Origin of the sequence: Pseudomonas parafulva (assembly GCF_000800255.1) — a bacterium.
GTDB lineage: Bacteria > Pseudomonadota > Gammaproteobacteria > Pseudomonadales > Pseudomonadaceae > Aquipseudomonas > Aquipseudomonas boreofloridensis.
This window is the reverse complement of record NZ_CP009747.1, coordinates 1,707,042-1,723,366: the sequence shown is the minus strand read 5'-3', so window position 1 is coordinate 1,723,366 and position 16,325 is coordinate 1,707,042. Positions and strand designations below refer to the sequence as shown.

The following is a 16,325-nucleotide window of genomic DNA, read 5'->3' as shown; positions in this document are numbered from 1 at the left end:
CCAGCCGCTTCTACGGCTTAGCCAAGCCCGTTCAACGCCAGCCCCTTCCATCAGCGTTCCGGCAAACAGGCTGAACCTTCATCGGATCACGTCAGTCGCTGTTTAGAGACACAGTCCACTGTGCACGACCGTAACCGTGAGGAATTTCCATGAATGCCACCTCTGTCGAGGGCGCTGCGGCGCACCCCGTTTCCCTGACCGTCAACGGTCAGGCCCTTACCGTACAGGTGCATCCCTGGACTACGCTGCTGGACCTGCTGCGCGAACAGCTTGACCTGACGGGGTCGAAGAAGGGCTGTGACCATGGCCAGTGCGGCGCCTGTACCGTGTTGCGCGACGGCAAGCGAGTCAACGCCTGCCTGACCTTGGCGATCCGCTGCGAGGGGGCCGATTTGGTCACCATCGAGGGGTTGGCTGACGGCGATACGTTGCATCCCCTGCAACGCGCCTTCATCAAGCAGGACGCGTTCCAGTGCGGCTACTGCACGCCTGGGCAGATCTGCTCGGCGGTCGGACTGGCCCGCGAAGGCCGTGCCCATACCCGGGAGGCCATCCGCGAGCACATGAGCGGCAACCTGTGCCGCTGCGGGGCTTACAGCAACATCATCGCGGCGGTCGAAGAAGCCCTGCCGCAGATGCGCGAGGTGAGTGAATGACGCCCTTCAGCTATCAGCACCCCACCTCCATCGCCGAGGCCCTGAACAGTGTCGGGCCCGGCGCACGCTTCATCGCTGGCGGCACCAACCTGGTCGACCTGATGAAGGAAAACATCGAGCGTCCCGAACGCCTGATCGACCTTTCCGGCCTGGGCCTGGACAGCGTGCAGTCCACCGCCGACGGTGGCGTGCTGATCGGCGCTCTAGTGAGCAACGCCGACCTGGCCTGGCATCCGCTGATCGAGCGGGACTACCCGTTGCTGTCCGAAGCCATCCTGGCCGGCGCTTCGCCGCAGTTGCGCAACATGGCCAGCACCGGCGGCAACCTGTTGCAACGCACCCGGTGCTACTACTTCTATGACACCGGCACGCCCTGCAACAAACGCGAACCCGGCAGCGGCTGCCCGGCGCGCACAGGCCTGAACCGTATTCACGCCATCCTCGGTGCCAGCGAAGCGTGCGTTGCGACTCACCCTTCGGACATGTGCGTGTCCCTGGCGGCGCTGGAGGCCGTGGTGCACGTGCAGAGTCTTCGCGGCACGCGCTGCGTCGCCTTCAAGGATTTCCACCGTCTGCCCGGCGATGCACCTGAGCGTGACAATCAACTCGACGACGATGAACTGATCACCGCCATCGAGCTGCCCCCGGCGCGGTTCGCCGAACACGCCCGCTACCTGAAGATTCGTGACCGGGCGTCCTATGCCTTTGCCTTGATATCGGTCGCAGCAGCACTGGAGTTGCGCGGCGACGTCATCCAGCAAGCGCGCCTGGCACTCGGTGGCGTGGCGCACAAGCCCTGGCGCAACGAGGCGGCTGAGGCGTTGATGCAGGGACAGACCGTCTCGCCAGCACTCTTCGCCCGAGTGGCCAAGCTGGTCCTCGAAGACGCCGTCCCGCTCGATCACAACGGCTTCAAAGTCGAACTGGCCGAGCGCGCGATCATTCGCGCCTTGACCGAAGCAGCGCTTGGTGCCCCGCACGGAGGAAACACCCCATGAACACTTTTACCTCCGCCATGGGCAAGCCCCTGGACCGCGTCGATGGCGTGGCCAAGGTCACCGGCCAGGCGCGCTATGCTGGCGAGTACCACGAAGACGGCCTGCTGCATGCCAGTGTGGTGTCGAGCACCATCGCCAGCGGCCGTATCCGCGCAATTGACATCGCCGCCGCCCTGCAGGTGCCTGGCGTGATTGCCGTGCTGCACCACCTGAACAGACCCCATGTCTCCAGTTACGACGATGATTACAGCGATGACGACTCGGCCGACGGGTCCCCTTTCCGTCCGCTGTACAACGACAAGGTCCTGTACAGCGGCCAGCCAATCGCGCTGGTGGTGGCCGACACGCTGGAGCTCGCCCGGCATGCCGGGGCGTTGGTCACCGTGGAGTACGATCAGGATGACCATCGCACCGATCTGCTCGGTGCGCTTGCAGCCAGCCACGAAGCGCCGGCCGAGCTCCCCGAGCCGCGTGGTGATTTCGCCGGTGCCTATGCCACTGCGACCACCACGCTGGACGCTACTTATGTCACTGCCAACGAATACCACAACCCGATGGAGCCACACGCCTCCACGGTGTTCTACAGATCCGGCGATGCCCTGGAAATCCACGACAAGACCCAAGGCACGCAGAACTGCCAAGAATACTTGCACAACGTCTTCGGCCTGCCCAAGGACCGTATCCGCGTGCTGGCCGCGTTCGTCGGCGGGGCATTCGGCTCGGGTCTGAGACCTCAATATCAACTGCCCCTGGCGGTGATGGCGGCGCTGCACCTCAAGCGATCGGTGCGACTCACCCTCACCCGTCAGCAGATGTTCACCTTCGGCTATCGCCCAAGGACTCAGCAGCGTGTACGGCTGGGTGTGGATGGCAGGGGCAAGTTACTGGCGGTCGGCCACGACGCAATTGGCCAGACCTCACGCTTCGAAGACTTCACCGAGCACTTGGTGGAATGGAGCGGCATGCTCTACCAGTGCGACAACGTGGCACTGGGCTATCGCCTGGTGGACCTGGACGTTTACACCCCGCTGGACATGCGTGCCCCTGGGGCCGGATCAGGGATGATCGCGCTGGAATGCGCGATGGATGAACTGGCCTGCGCAGCGGACCTGGACCCGGTGGAACTGCGACGGCTCAACTTTGCCTCGCACAACGGCAATGAAGGCAAGCCCTACTCCAGCAAAGAACTGCTGGCCTGCTACGACCAAGGCGCCGAGCGCTTCGGCTGGGCCAAGCGCAACCCGCAGCCGCGCAGCATGCGCAGCGGCAAGCAATTGCTGGGCTGGGGCATGGCCACCGGCGTGTGGGAAGCCATGCAGATGAAAGCCAGCGCCAAAGCCCGGATGGATGCCTCCGGACACCTGACGGTCAGCAGCGCTACCACGGATATTGGCACCGGCACCTACACCGTCATGACCCAGATCGCGGCCGACGCCATGGGCCTGGACACGGCTGAGGTGACCTTCGAGCTTGGCGACTCCTCGTTGCCCACCGCGCCCCTGCAAGGCGGCTCGTTCACCGTGTCCTCGGTCGGCTCGGCGGTGCGCCAGGCCTGCCTGGTGTTGCGCGCCAAGGTGCTGGAATGCGCACGTCAGGCGTACCCCGCGCTGTCGGCAGTGGCGGTCGAAGACATTCGCTTCACCGACGGCCATCTGCACGCCGCCGGCCAGCGCATCGCCCTGGCAGACATCGTTGCTCGCGCCGAGCATGGCGTATTGCAGGTGCAGATCGACGCCGAGCCTGGGAGTCGGCGCCAGGCCTTTTCCACCGCGACCCACTCGGCCGTTTTCGTCGAAGTCGCTGTCGATGAGGATCTGGGCTCGATCAAGGTGACCCGCGTGGTCAGCGCCGTGGCGGCAGGTCGCGTGGTCAACCCCAAGACCGCCCGTAGCCAGATCCTCGGCGGCGTGGTGTGGGGCTTGGGCATGGCGCTGCACGAGGAAGGCCAAACCGACCATGGGCTGGGTCGCGTCCTCAACCACAACCTGGCCGAGTATCACATTCCTGTGCACGCCGATATCGGCGACATCGAGGTGATTTTCGTCGAGGAGCAAGACGACATCGTCAATGAGCTCGGCTCCAAGGGCGTCGGGGAAATCGGCGTGGTCGGCGTCGCCGCCGCGATTGCCAACGCCCTCTATCACGCCACGGGCAAGCGGGTGCGCGAGTTCCCGATCACCCTCGACAAAGTGCTGTAGACCGCGGCGGGTTGCGCCCTGCTTCTCTCAACGTCGAGGCGGGACGCAACCCACGCACCCTCTGGCCGAATGAATAAATCTTCATGTTCTCGACAACCCCTTCAACAGCGGCTCGGCAGCCCTGCGGCACGGTGATCGCAGGGCAAGCCTGGGTTGAGACGCGCCGCGGCCTTGCGTAGCATCGCGAACCCCGCGCCGTTGCCCTCACCGATACGCCACCCGAGACCCCATGCCACAACCGATCCCCCTCAAGGACCACGAAACCGAAAAACGCCTGGTCAACCGCCGCCTGTTGGTGTGCGCCGCGCTGACCCTGAGCCTGGTCGCGGTTCTGGTGGGTCGACTGTACGTGTTGCAGGTGCTGCAGCATGACCAGCAGTCGGCCGTTTCGGAGAACAACCGGGTGCATGTGCTGCCGATTCCCCCAGAACGTGGCCTGATCTACGACCGCAACGGTGTGGTGCTGGCCGACAACAAACCCAGCTTCAACTTGACCTTGACCCGTGAGCGCACCAACGGCCAGACCCCGGCCGTGCTCGATGCCCTGGCCCAGGTGCTGAACCTGTCCGAGGACGACCGCGCCCAGTTCGACAAAGACCTGCGGCGGGGGCGCAAGCCCTTCGAGCCGGTGACCCTGATGGTCGGTCTGAGCGAGGAGCAAATCGCCCAGATCGCGGTCAATCAGTTCCGCCTGCCAGGGCTGGAAGTCGAGCCACAGTTCATCCGCGAATACCCGTTGGCCGAGCACTTCGCCCATTCGGTGGGCTACGTGGGGCGGATCAACGAAAAAGAAGCCAAGAGCCTCGATAACACCGAGTACCGCGGTACCCAGTCGATCGGCAAGACCGGCGTGGAGCGCTTCTACGAGAACGAGCTGCACGGCCATGTGGGCTACGAGGAAGTCGAGACCAATGCCCAGGGCCGGGTGATGCGTGTGTTGCGCCATCATGACCCGATACCGGGCAAGGACATCGTGCTGAGCCTCGATGCCCACCTGCAGCAGGCCGCCGAGAAAGCCCTGGGCGAGCGGCGTGGCGCGGTGGTCGCGCTGGACCCGGCTACAGGCGACGTGCTGGCCATGGTCAGCAACCCCAGCTTCGACCCCAACCTCTTCGTCAAAGGCATCAGCTTCAAGCAGTACGCAGCCCTGCGCGACTCCATCGACCGGCCGCTGTTCAACCGCGTGCTGCGTGGCCTGTATGCGCCCGGCTCGACGGTCAAGCCGGAGGTGGCCATCGCCGGACTGGACAGCGGCGTGATCACCCCCGGCAGCCGGGTATTCGACCCGGGCTACTACGAACTGCCCAACTACGACCACAAGTACCGCAACTGGAACCGCAGTGGCGATGGCTGGGTGGACCTCTACGCCGCCATCATGCGTTCCAACGATACCTATTTCTATGACCTGGCGCACAAGCTGGGCATTGATCGCCTGCACGACTATATGGCCGAGTTCGGCCTGGGGCAGAAAGTCTCGCTGGACATGTTCGAAGAAGCGCCGGGCCTGATGCCGTCGGCGCAGTGGAAGCGCGCCACTCGCCGCCAGGCCTGGTTCCCTGGCGAGACGCTGATTCTGGGTATCGGCCAGGGCTACATGCAGGTCACCCCGCTGCAGCTGGCCCAGGCCACCAGCCTGCTGGCCAGCAAGGGCGTGTGGCATCGCCCGCACCTGGCCATGACGGTGGGCGGCGAGAAGCCGGTAGACCCCAACCCGATGCCCGATATCGTGCTGCACGACAAGCGCGCCTGGGACCAGGTCAGTCAGGGCATGCAGATGGTCATGCACGACCCGCGCGGCATCGCCCGCGCCGCCGCAGCAGGCGCGCAGTACCGGATCGCCGGCAAGAGCGGCACGGCGCAGGTGGTCGCGATCCGCCAGGGCGAGCGCTACAACCGCGACAAGACCTTGGAGCGGCACCGTGACAATGCCCTGTTCGTCGGCTTCGCCCCGGCCGATCACCCGTCGATCGTGGTGGCGGTGATGATCGAGAACGGCGAAGCTGGCGGCCGAGTTGCCGGCCCCGTGGTGCGCGAGATCATGGACGCCTGGTTGCTGGACGATCAGGGTCATCTCAAGGCGCAGTACGCCGGCACCCCCGACAAGCGCGCAACCCCGCACGGCTGAGGCCGGCACCGACAACCGCCTGCCACGTAAATCTGCGTCGACGCCATTCGTCCACCTGATACCCGAACCCTGTCCCGGCACGTCGTGCACCTGCCGGGCGGTTGCGATCAGTCCTGCACCGAGATGGCAATGACCAAGACCCGTTCCCGCAAAGCCCTGTACATCGGCCTGCCCTTGGCCCTGGTGGTCGCCCTGGGCAGCGCTGCCGGCTATTTCTACTGGCAACACCGCACTGCCGGTTACCCGCAAAAGATCGTCGAGCAGGCCGAGGCGCTGCACGAGCACATGCTCTCGTTCGACAGTCACATCACGGTTCCTCTGAGCCTGGGCAGCACGGGCGAGGAAGTCGACAAGGACGGCCCTGGTCAGTTCGACCTGGTCAAGGCCAACCGCGGTCGGCTCTCCGGCGCGGCCCTGACCCTCTTTGGCTGGCCCGAGATCTGGAACGGCCCCAATGCACCGCACCGCCCGACGCCTGGCTTCGTCGACGAGGCCAGGCAGCAGCAAGAGGTGCGCTGGAAGATCATCAGTGGCATGGTTCGCGATTTCCCCAACCAGGTCGGCATTGCCTACACCCCCGAGGACTTCCGCCGCCTGAATGGCGAGGGCAAGTTCGCGATCTTCATCAGCATGCTGAACGCCTATCCGCTGGGCCACGACCTGTCGCAACTGGACCTGTGGACGGCACGTGGCATGCGCATGTTCGGCTTCAGCTACACCGGCAATAACGACTGGGCAGACTCCTCGCGCCCGCTGCCGTTTCTCAATGACACCGCCGACGCGCTGGGCGGTCTGTCGCCGCTGGGCCAAGCGGCGGTGAAACGACTGAATGACCTGGGCGTGATCATCGACGTGTCGCAAATGTCCACCCTGGCTTTGGAGCAGGTCGCGCGCCTGAGCCGTGCGCCCGTCGTTGCCTCGCACTCCGCGCCCCGGGCCCTGGTAGACATTCCGCGCAACCTGTCCGACAAGGAAATGCAGCTGATCAAGGACAGCGGCGGCGTGATCCAGGTAGTCGGCTTTGGGCAGTACCTCAAACCGCTGAGCAAGCCGGTATTGGAGAAGCTCGAAGCCCTGCGCGCGCGCTTCGACCTGCAGCCGTTGCAAGGCTTGGCCAACGCGTTGATGCCGGGCGATGCAGTGATCGCCATCTGGCCCGAATCGCGTTTCGGCGAATACGCCAGCAGCCTCTACGCGATTCTCGAAGAAGAGCCCAAGGCGACGCTCAAGCAGTACGCCGACGCCATCGACTACACGGTCAAGAAGGTCGGTATCGACCATGTGGGCCTGAGTTCGGACTTCAACGATGGCGGCGGCCTGGAAGGCTGGAAAGACGTCAGCGAGATCCGCAACGTCACGGCCGAACTGCTCAGCCGCGGCTACAGCGAGACCGACATCGCCAAGCTCTGGGCCGGCAACTTCCTGCGGGTCTGGGAGCAGGTGCAGAAGGACGCTCGCCCGCTGGCGCAGGCGCAGCCCTGATCGCATTCACCGTGCCGGGCGTGTATTTCGCGCCCGGCAGGCCAGACGGTTGGATTGATGATTTGAACGCAAAAGTGCTTGCCCGGCAGCGTGCTTAATCATTTGCGCTGCAACCTTCACACTGCTCCCGGCTCGAATGAATTCGATCATCCTTTGCGTGGAGCATCTTGCATGACTATCCCTGCCTTCGGCCTCGGCACCTATCGCCTTACCGGTCAAACCATCATCGACTCGGTCAAGACGGCCCTGCAACTGGGCTACCGCGCCATCGACACCGCGCAGATCTACAAGAACGAAGCCGATGTCGGCCAGGCTCTCGCCGAGAGTGGCGTGGCTCGCGACCAGTTGTTCCTGACCACCAAGATCTGGACCCACAATTACGCTGCCGACAAGCTGATCCCCAGCCTGCGCGAAAGCTTGAGCAAACTGCGCACCGACCAGGTCGACCTGACCCTGATCCATTGGCCGGCACCGGGCAACGGCGTGGAACTGCGTGAATTCATGACCGCACTGGCCGAGGCCAAACGGGCAGGATTGACCCGGCAGATCGGTATTTCCAATTTCAACATCGAACTGACGCGTCAGGCCATCGAGGTGGTCGGCAAGGGCGAAATCGCCACTAACCAAATCGAACTGAGCCCCTATCTGCAAAACCGTCGATTGGCCGATTTCCTCGGCGAGCAGGGCATCGCCGTGACCTCGTACATGACCCTGGCCTACGGCAAGGTGCTCAAGGATCCGGTGCTGGCCGAGATCGCCAGCAAGCACCAGGCCAGCGTCGCTCAAGTTGCTCTAGCCTGGGCCTTGCAGCTAGGCTATGCGGTCATTCCCTCCTCCACCAAACGTGAGAACCTGGCCAGCAACCTGCTCGCCCGCGACCTGCGCCTGGACGAACAGGACATGGCGCGCATCGCCGGACTGGAGCGCAACGGCCGTGAGGTCAGCCCGGCGGGGCTGGCGCCTGCCTGGGATTGATCCTGTACCACCCGGCGCCGGCGTGACCGGCGCCCTCCTCCTTTGTCGTTCCACCGCCATCACCTGGAGTTTTCGATGAGCGTGCTGCATCCCAAACGTGTCTTGTTTGCCTTGGCTATCGGCGCCTTCGGCATCGGCACCACCGAATTCGCCCCAATGGGCCTGCTGCCGGTCATCGCCGAAGGCGTCAACGCCAGCATTCCCAGCGCCGGCATGCTGGTCACCGCCTATGCGATCGGTGTGATGGTCGGCGCGCCGATCATGACCCTGCTGTTCAGCCGCTTCGGCAAGCGCGCGGCGCTGATGCTGCTGATGAGCATCTTCACCGTCGGCAACCTGCTGTCGGCATTGTCGCCGGATTACTACACCCTGCTGATCTCCCGCCTGATCACCAGCCTCAACCACGGGGCATTCTTCGGCCTCGGCGCAGTGGTCGCCGCCAGCGTAGTGCCCAAGGAACGGCAGGCCAGTGCCATCGCCAGTATGTTCATGGGTCTGACCATCGCCAATATCGGTGGGGTGCCGGCTGCCACCTGGATCGGCCAACAGATTGGCTGGCGCATGGCTTTCGCCGGCACCGCCGTGCTGGGCCTCATCGCCATCGCCGCCTTGTGGTACGCCCTGCCCAAGGGTGAACGCGGCAGCGTGCCGCCTGTGCGCAAGGAGCTGGCGGTGATCGGCCGTGCCAATGTGCTGCTGGCCATGGCCACCACCGTACTCGGCGCCGGCGCGATGTTCACGCTGTACACCTATGTCGCGCCAGTGCTCACGGCGCTCACCGGCGCCTCGGCGGCGTTCGTCACCCTCGGGCTGGTGCTGATCGGCGTGGGCTTCACCCTGGGCAACAGCCTTGGCGGGCGCCTGGCCGACTGGTCGCTGGACGGTGCCGCGCGCATCGTGCTGGCCATTCTGGCGGTGATCATGCTGTCGATGCCGTTGGTGCTCGGCACTCACGTCGGTGCGGCGCTGGCGCTGCTGGTGTGGGGCGTCTTCACCTTCGCCGTCGTCCCGCCGCTGCAGATGCGGGTCATGACCGCCGCCGCCGAGGCACCGGGGCTGGCGTCGTCGATCAACGTCGGCGCGTTCAATCTGGGTAACGCTCTCGGCGCGGCCTTGGGCGGCGCGGTGATCAGTCTGGACCTTGGCTATGCGGCCGTGCCGATGGCCGGTGGATTGCTCGCCGCCAGCGCGCTCCTGCTGGTGAGGCTGGGTGGACGCACTCACGTAGCGCGACGGGGGATGGGCGAAGCGCTCTGACACACCACAGGTCACAATCGGCGATTGTTCCGCCCGGCGAAATGATGAACTGACACGCGGGCGGATTCTCGTGCTAGCCGTGAAGGCTTAGGCTTCACTCCATCAGGTCGCCTACTCGATCTGCACTCAGAGGAATTTCGTCATGTCCCGTCCACCCCTGCCACCGTTCAGCCGTGAAACCGCTATCGAGAAAGTCCGCCTGGCCGAAGACGGCTGGAACAGCCGCGATCCGGCAAAAGTCGCTCTGGCCTACACGCTCGACACCCGCTGGCGCAATCGGGTCGATTTCGTCAGCAATCGCGACGAGGCTCAGGCATTTCTCACCCGCAAGTGGAACCGCGAGCATGACTACCGCCTGATCAAGGAGCTCTGGGCCTTCACCGACAACCGCATCGCGGTGCGCTATGCCTACGAGTACCGCGACGACAGCGGTCAGTGGTATCGGGCCTACGGGAATGAAAATTGGGAGTTCGCGCCCGACGGCCTGATGCAGCATCGCCACGCCAGCATCAACGAGATGCCGATCAACGAAGAAGACCGCCAATTCCGCTGGCCACTGGGGCGCCGACCGGACGATCACCCGGGCCTGAGCCATTTCGGCTTCTGAGCTCAGGTCCGCGATCCAAGGACGGATCAGCCATACAGGTAGGTGATGTCCTTCAATGCCAGAGGCGGCACCTGACCGATGAGAAAATCGCGCAACTTGGCCATCTGCTTGGCCTTGGGGCTGGCCTTGAGCCAAGTCATGTAATAGCCGTCACCCGTCGACACCGCCTGCCTGAACGGCGTGATCAGGCGCCCGGCATCAAGGTCGGCGCTGGCCAGTACCAGATCGACCACCGAAATCCCCAACCCTTGCTGAGCAGCGGAGATGCCCTGGTCCAAGGTATCGAACACCTGGCCTTGGTCGATGCTGATGTCCGGGGCATCCACCCGCGCCAGCCAGCGGCGCCAATCGCGGCGGTCGGACGACGGGTGCAGAAACTCACATTCGCGCAGCACCGACAAGGGCGGTGCCGCGTCGCTCAGATAATCCGGATGACACACGGGGATCAGCCATTCGTCGAAGAGCTTCACGCTTTCGACGTCGGCTGCAAAGCGGCCATTGCCCAGTAGGATGGCGCAGTCATAGGGCTCGGAATAGAAATCCACCGTGTCGATATCCATCCACACGCTGGAGAGTTGCACGCTGCAACTGTCGTCGGCCCTCTTGAAGCTGTCCACCGCCCTGAGCAACCAGCGCACGGTGAGGGTCGATGCAGCCTTCAAGCGCAGGCCGTAGCGGTCCTGACGCAACAACGCACAGGCGTTCTCGATGATCTTGAACCCGACCTTGAGCTCTTGGGCCAGCAGACGTCCGTGCTCGGTGAGGCGCAGCTTGGGGCCTCGGCGCTCGAACAGGTCGCAGCCGAACAAGGCTTCCAAGGTCTTGATGTGGTGGCTGACGGCACCCTGAGTCAATGCCAGCTCTTGCGCTGCACGGGTGAAGGATCCGTAGCGCGAGGCCACCTCGAAGGCACGCAAGGCGTGCAAAGCCTGAATCCGTTCTGACATCTTCGCCGCCAAACCATGAGTGAAACTAATAGTTACTCATAGTTCCAGGCGTTTTACAACCGAGTCCTGCTTCCAGAAAATGCAGGTAAATAACAATTACATTCAGCCAATACGCCGCGATAAGGCAGAAAAACCACTTCATAGCATTCTTCCGGGGAAAACATGTTTACGGGTTATGGAAACTGCTATCGCCTGGATGCGCTAGAGCTGGCCGACGAACATGTCCAGAGCAAACAGCATTGGACGTACACCACGTTGCAACACTTCAAAGCCATTCTTGCCAACCCTGGCTTTCCCTGCCTGTTCGGACGCAAGGCGGTGGCCGCCGGCACCTGCCATATCCTGTTCGCCCGCGCCGAGGATCCGGCCAACGATATCGCTCGCGGGCTGGCCGACTACGTACAGACCATTACGCCGATCCCACTCAAGCAGCGGATCGGCTGTCCACTGCTGGTGTTTCTCGAAACCCGCGAACACGGCACGTTGGCAGAACAGCAGGCGCTTGCGTGGAAGATTCTGCAGCAAGTGCACGCTCGCGACCCTCATCCCTGGCCCCAGGACGTGCCACGTGATCCTCACGACACGCAATGGTCGTTCTGCTTCGCCAGCATGCCGCTGTTCATCAACATGAGCTTTCCGGCTCACCGGCAGATGAAAAGCCGCAATTTGGGCCATAGCATCGTTTTCGTGATCAATCCGCGTGAGAGTTTCGACGAGGTGGCCAGCGCCGCGACCCAGAGCGGGCAACGGATTCGCGCTCGAATCCGCGAACGGGTCGCGCGCTACAACGATGGGCGAGTGCCCCAGAGTCTGGGGTTCTTCGGCGAGCCCGACAACTACGAATGGACGCAGTACCAACTCCAGGAAACCGGCTCACTCAACCCCGCGCGCTGCCCTTTCAATCCTGACACCCCTATCGAACACAAGATCGAGAACTGAACGTGAATACCGCACTGACCGCCACCTATGCCTTGACCGTCTTGCTGCTGATCGCCACCCCTGGCCCAGTAGTGGCGCTGGTCGTCAACACCGCCGCCGCGGCAGGCGCACGCAAGGCACTGTTCACGGCAGTAGGCACCAATTGGGCATCGCTGGTACTGATTGGCGCCGCCGCCTGGATCATCATGACCAGCGCGGCCATCGACAAGGCCTGGCTCAGCGGCATGAGCCTGCTGGGCTGCCTGTTCATCGGCTACATCGCCTCGGGCACCTTGCGCGAAGCCCTCAAGCCCCCAGCGAGCTCCGCTGCTGCTGCCGAACAGAGCGCGATGGCGACGACAGGAGGCCGCGGCGGGTTATTGCAGGGTTTCATGGTCGGCATCTCCAACCCGAAAGACATCATCTTCTTCATTGCCTTCTTTCCGCAGTTCATCCAGATCACCGAGTCGTTCGGAAAAAGCATGGTGGTGCTGTCGCTGCTGTGGATTGCCATCGATTTTGCCGTGCTGAGCCTGTACATCTTCGCGATCGGCAAGATCGCCTCGCAGCGCAGCAGCCGGATGATCAGCCTGGCCTCAGGCATCGCGCTGCTACTGATTGCTGCAGGCGGCCTGCTGTACAACCTCAGGGAGCTGGCCGGCTGAACAGGCCCGGCCCATAGGAGCGCCTATGGCACCGATCGACCACACGCTAGAGATGAACTGCGGCCAGGCGATGCGCGAAGACTATCAGCGCTTCCTGCTGCTGGGCGGACGCCGTGCCCCCCTCACGCTCTACGTTCATGAGCGAGGCTATCGCTCGGACATCATCAACACCGATGCGTTGGGCCTGCGCTACAGTCAACTCGGCGGCAAGCGCTATTCCCTGGCCGAGCGTGGCGGCTCGGCACGCGTCAACCTGCTGGTGGGCGGCTCGACCGCATTGGGAATCGGCGCGAGTTCTGACCAGCAGACGGTGGCCTCCTGCCTGGCCCTGCTGACCGGCGAGGTGTGGCTGAGCCTGGCAGGCTGCGGGTTAGACGCCACCCAGGAGTTACTGCTGTTCCTGAGCCACCAACATCGACTGGGGCGAATCGGTCATGTGGTGATCCTGAGCGGACTCAATACCCTGGCGCACGAGGGCATGTGCGAAATGCTTGCTGACGATCAGCAAGCGAACCTGCGTGTCGATGCGCCCGAACACCGAACCCCAGATAAGCAGCCACAGCAGGCGACAACACACCTCTCGCCGTGGCCTCATTGGCTGCAGCGCCTTTTCCGGCGCCGTCAGCAGCCTCTACCGCCACCGGTATTATCGTCACCTGAAAAGCGCTTGATCCGCGCCGCCGATCGCATTGGCCGCACGTTGCTGCAATGGGATCGCTTGCTCGCTGACAGCCATACCTCGCTGACCTTCATCCTGCAGCCGCTGCTTCCATGGTGCAGAGAAAAACTACCGCCTGGAGAACAGGCAATGCTGAACCTGCTGCTCCAACGGTCGGACCATTACGATCGGTTGCTGGACGGCGTGTACGACGATCATCTGCATTCGATCTTTTTCCGGCGGATAAAAAGCCAGGCGGAGCCAGTGCCTTGCTATGACATGAATGGCATGCTCAGCAGCTCACCCGTATTCGGCCAGGATCTGTTCATCGACCGTCTGCATCTCAACGACCTCGGCAACAATGCACTCGCCAAAGTCATCACCGCCAAGCTCGGCTTGGCGCAGGAAAAATACGCCAGCCGCAAGGCTTCGCCCTTCAAGCTCGTCTGATTACTGTTCGCGGCCCTTTCGACAAGCACCCGGTGATGGCTAGAATAGCCCGTCACCGCTCCCGGTCGCTCGAGGCAAACGCGTACTCGCCATGAACTCCCAAGCACTGAATTCCGCGCTGGTTCCGCTCCGGTGCCCCACGCTTACCCGCGAGGCGTATTTGTGAGTCGAGCTGTCTTTTTCTCGGGACTGCTCGCAACGCTGATGCCGGTTGCGGCCTTGGCGCTTGAAGTGCGCATCGACCCTCACGCCGATCTTCTCTACCGCCAGGCCTTGCCATTGCTGGAGCAGGCCGACGCAGAAAATGACAGCGCCAGTCCGCTGCGCACTGCCGACCTGCGCGACCCAGAGCTCAGCCGGCAGGGCCAGGCCATGGCGCGCACGCTGCCGAGCGCGGTCGCACTACTGGAGAAGTCAGTCGAACTGGGTCATCCAGTTGCCCAGTACCGCTTGGCGTTGTATTACATGACCTACCTGCCAGCCGGAAAAATCGCCGAGGCGGCTTGCCCTTTGCTCGAATCCAGCCTTCGGCAGGGCTTCGCTCCACCGGCCACGGCCATCGCCAACTGGTGCCCTGCGTTCAGTACCAGCCCTGCCTACCAAGACGCTCTGGAGGCGATTGCAGGCATGGCCACCCTTTACGCCCCCTACTATCCTCAACCCGCCCCGCGCCTGGCGTGCAACCGCAACCGCCCGCAGGGACTGGAACTGCAGTGGGGACGTCAACGCGACTACCAGGCAGAAGTCTACCGGCTGCTGGGCGAGCTCGATCCGCAACGCAGTCAGGCCATGCTGCAAAAAGCCGTGGAGATCAACGGATGCGTGGCCGCTCAACAGCGTCTGACCAGCAATCGCTGAGAAGCGCAAATTGCATTTGAAAGATGAATGCCGATTATTCCAACATTTAATTTGTGGATAGCCTCGGACGCGCCCTATGCTGGCCTCGCATCCCCTGCGGCGCACCGGACGGTGCGGCTTACGGCACGGGGCAGAACAACAAATCGAGACCGTCCATGTCGAATCACTCCTACTTTGCCCCTCACGGAGGGCACCCGGCTCAGACCGAGCTGCTGACTGACCGTGCGATGTTCACCGAAGCCTACGCCGTTATTCCAAAGGGCGTGATGCGTGACATCGTCACCAGCCATCTGCCGTTCTGGGACAAGATGCGCATGTGGGTCATTGCCCGACCGCTGACCGGCTTTGCCGAAACCTTTTCACAGTACATTGTCGAAGTCGCCCCTGAAGGCGGCAGCGAGCGGCCCGAGCTGGACCCCAATGCCGAAGCGGTGGTGTTTGTCGTTGAAGGCGAAATCGACATCACCGTCGAAGGCAAAGGTCATACCTTGGTGCCCGGTGGCTACGCGTTTCTCGCCCCTGGGGCTGAATGGAGCCTACGTAACAACAGCAAGGCCAACGTCACCTTCCATTGGCTGCGCAAGCACTATCAAAAGGTTGAGGGCCTGGCCGCGCCTGAATCCTTCGTTACCCACCGTGACAACGCGACCGTCATCGAAATGCCAGGAACCGAGGGCCGCTGGGTGACTACGCGCTTCGTCGACATGGCTGACATGCGTCATGACATGCACGTCAACATCGTCACGTTCCAACCCGGCGGCGTGATTCCGTTCGCCGAAACCCACGTGATGGAGCACGGATTGTATGTGCTGGAAGGTAAAGCGGTGTATCGCCTGAACCAGGACTGGGTAGAGGTCGAAGCCGGCGACTTCATGTGGCTACGCGCCTTCTGCCCACAGGCCTGCTACTCCGGCGGTCCAGGTCCGTTCAGCTACCTGTTGTACAAGGACGTGAACCGTCATGTGCACCTGACGCTGAACCCGCAGCGTTGACGCATTGATCCCATTTGCGGCCGATCACCTTGAGTGGGGTTGGGTGTGCACCAACCCCACACGCATCCGCCCAGAGTCAGGCCCGTAAACGAGGCGACGCCTTTTGCGGCGCTAGGTGCCCCAGACGCTGTCCTTCCTTGAGCTTTCCAAGCAGGCCAATCAGATCGCGAGAGCTGTTCAGGCTGTCCAGTCGCACGTCGGTCAGTGTCACGCAGTCGGCAAGGCTTGAGCCCGTGCCAAGCCGGATAGTCAAGCTCACGCCATCGCGACTACTGACCTCGCACCGGTCTGGCAGGCAGGCTTGCTCGATCAGTTGACGCATTTCCAGCATCGAAACGCCACTCAGAGACATCGTCAGACCCTCAAAACGGTGGATGGCCAGATGAGGGATTACGCCATCTACCTATCCTTTGCCAATGGATATTGCCTGTGAGCTAACACGTGGTTATCAGGGCGGCTAATTGAGCCGCGCGATCACACGCTACGCCTTAACTGATGAGCATCACGCGACCCTGTTAGTTCGAGCACTCTCCTGGCCA

Annotated in this window: 15 protein-coding genes; 13 read left to right on the top strand and 2 right to left on the bottom strand. The window is 63.0% G+C overall.

Annotated features, from left to right (window positions below; translation table 11 throughout):
- Window positions 1–149: 149 nt before the first annotated feature.
- From NJ69_RS07565 to NJ69_RS07530, 8 genes are all read left to right on the top strand, one after another.
- Window positions 150–656: a (2Fe-2S)-binding protein gene (locus tag NJ69_RS07565; RefSeq protein ID WP_039577690.1), complete on the top strand. Its 507-nt coding sequence runs from the start codon at window positions 150–152 to the stop codon at window positions 654–656.
- Entirely contained in the window at window positions 653–1,654 is a 1,002-nt protein-coding gene (locus NJ69_RS07560) for an FAD binding domain-containing protein (RefSeq protein WP_039577689.1), read from the top strand. The genes NJ69_RS07565 and NJ69_RS07560 overlap by 4 nt, the downstream gene beginning before the upstream one ends.
- Window positions 1,651–3,852: a xanthine dehydrogenase family protein molybdopterin-binding subunit gene (locus tag NJ69_RS07555; protein WP_039577687.1), complete on the top strand. Its 2,202-nt coding sequence runs from the start codon at window positions 1,651–1,653 to the stop codon at window positions 3,850–3,852. Before NJ69_RS07560 ends, NJ69_RS07555 begins: the two co-directional genes overlap by 4 nt.
- A 229-nt stretch (window positions 3,853–4,081) precedes the next feature.
- Window positions 4,082–5,977: a penicillin-binding protein 2 gene (mrdA, locus tag NJ69_RS07550; protein ID WP_039577684.1), complete on the top strand. Its 1,896-nt coding sequence runs from the start codon at window positions 4,082–4,084 to the stop codon at window positions 5,975–5,977.
- 129 nt (window positions 5,978–6,106) lie between these two features.
- Window positions 6,107–7,459 (top strand): pyoverdine-tailoring dipeptidase-like protein PvdM, encoded by a 1,353-nt coding sequence (gene pvdM, locus NJ69_RS07545; RefSeq protein WP_039577681.1) that lies wholly within the window; start codon window positions 6,107–6,109, stop codon window positions 7,457–7,459.
- Between the two features lie 171 nt (window positions 7,460–7,630).
- On the top strand, window positions 7,631–8,434 hold the full coding sequence (gene dkgB, locus NJ69_RS07540) for a 2,5-didehydrogluconate reductase DkgB (RefSeq protein WP_039577678.1): 804 nt from the start codon (window positions 7,631–7,633) through the stop codon (window positions 8,432–8,434).
- A 75-nt stretch (window positions 8,435–8,509) separates the two neighbouring features.
- Window positions 8,510–9,691, top strand: coding sequence for an MFS transporter (locus tag NJ69_RS07535; protein WP_039577676.1), 1,182 nt, complete (start codon window positions 8,510–8,512; stop codon window positions 9,689–9,691).
- A 142-nt stretch (window positions 9,692–9,833) separates the two neighbouring features.
- Complete coding sequence (locus NJ69_RS07530) at window positions 9,834–10,298, top strand: DUF1348 family protein (protein WP_039577673.1); 465 nt, start codon at window positions 9,834–9,836, stop codon at window positions 10,296–10,298.
- A 26-nt stretch (window positions 10,299–10,324) separates the two neighbouring features.
- On the opposite strand, the gene NJ69_RS07525 is transcribed toward NJ69_RS07530, so the two are convergent.
- A complete protein-coding gene (locus NJ69_RS07525; RefSeq protein WP_039583165.1) occupies window positions 10,325–11,245 on the bottom strand; it encodes a LysR substrate-binding domain-containing protein in 921 nt (306 codons plus the stop codon).
- A 162-nt stretch (window positions 11,246–11,407) separates the two neighbouring features.
- Here NJ69_RS07525 and NJ69_RS07520 point away from each other — a divergent pair, with 162 nt between their 5' ends.
- From NJ69_RS07520 to NJ69_RS07500, 5 genes are all read left to right on the top strand, one after another.
- Entirely contained in the window at window positions 11,408–12,184 is a 777-nt protein-coding gene (locus tag NJ69_RS07520; protein WP_039577670.1) for a YqcI/YcgG family protein, read from the top strand.
- Window positions 12,185–12,186: 2 nt separating this feature from the next.
- A complete protein-coding gene (locus NJ69_RS07515) occupies window positions 12,187–12,828 on the top strand; it encodes a LysE family translocator (protein WP_039577667.1) in 642 nt (213 codons plus the stop codon).
- A 70-nt stretch (window positions 12,829–12,898) separates the two neighbouring features.
- Window positions 12,899–13,936: a hypothetical protein gene (locus NJ69_RS07510; RefSeq protein WP_052192206.1), complete on the top strand. Its 1,038-nt coding sequence runs from the start codon at window positions 12,899–12,901 to the stop codon at window positions 13,934–13,936.
- 204 nt (window positions 13,937–14,140) lie between these two features.
- On the top strand, window positions 14,141–14,794 hold the full coding sequence (locus NJ69_RS07505) for a hypothetical protein (RefSeq protein WP_052192037.1): 654 nt from the start codon (window positions 14,141–14,143) through the stop codon (window positions 14,792–14,794).
- A 155-nt stretch (window positions 14,795–14,949) separates the two neighbouring features.
- Window positions 14,950–15,786: a bifunctional allantoicase/(S)-ureidoglycine aminohydrolase gene (locus NJ69_RS07500; protein ID WP_039577663.1), complete on the top strand. Its 837-nt coding sequence runs from the start codon at window positions 14,950–14,952 to the stop codon at window positions 15,784–15,786.
- A 76-nt stretch (window positions 15,787–15,862) separates the two neighbouring features.
- On the opposite strand, the gene NJ69_RS07495 is transcribed toward NJ69_RS07500, so the two are convergent.
- Window positions 15,863–16,138, bottom strand: coding sequence for a DUF1652 domain-containing protein (locus NJ69_RS07495; protein ID WP_039577661.1), 276 nt, complete (start codon window positions 16,136–16,138; stop codon window positions 15,863–15,865).
- Window positions 16,139–16,325 lie beyond the last annotated feature (187 nt).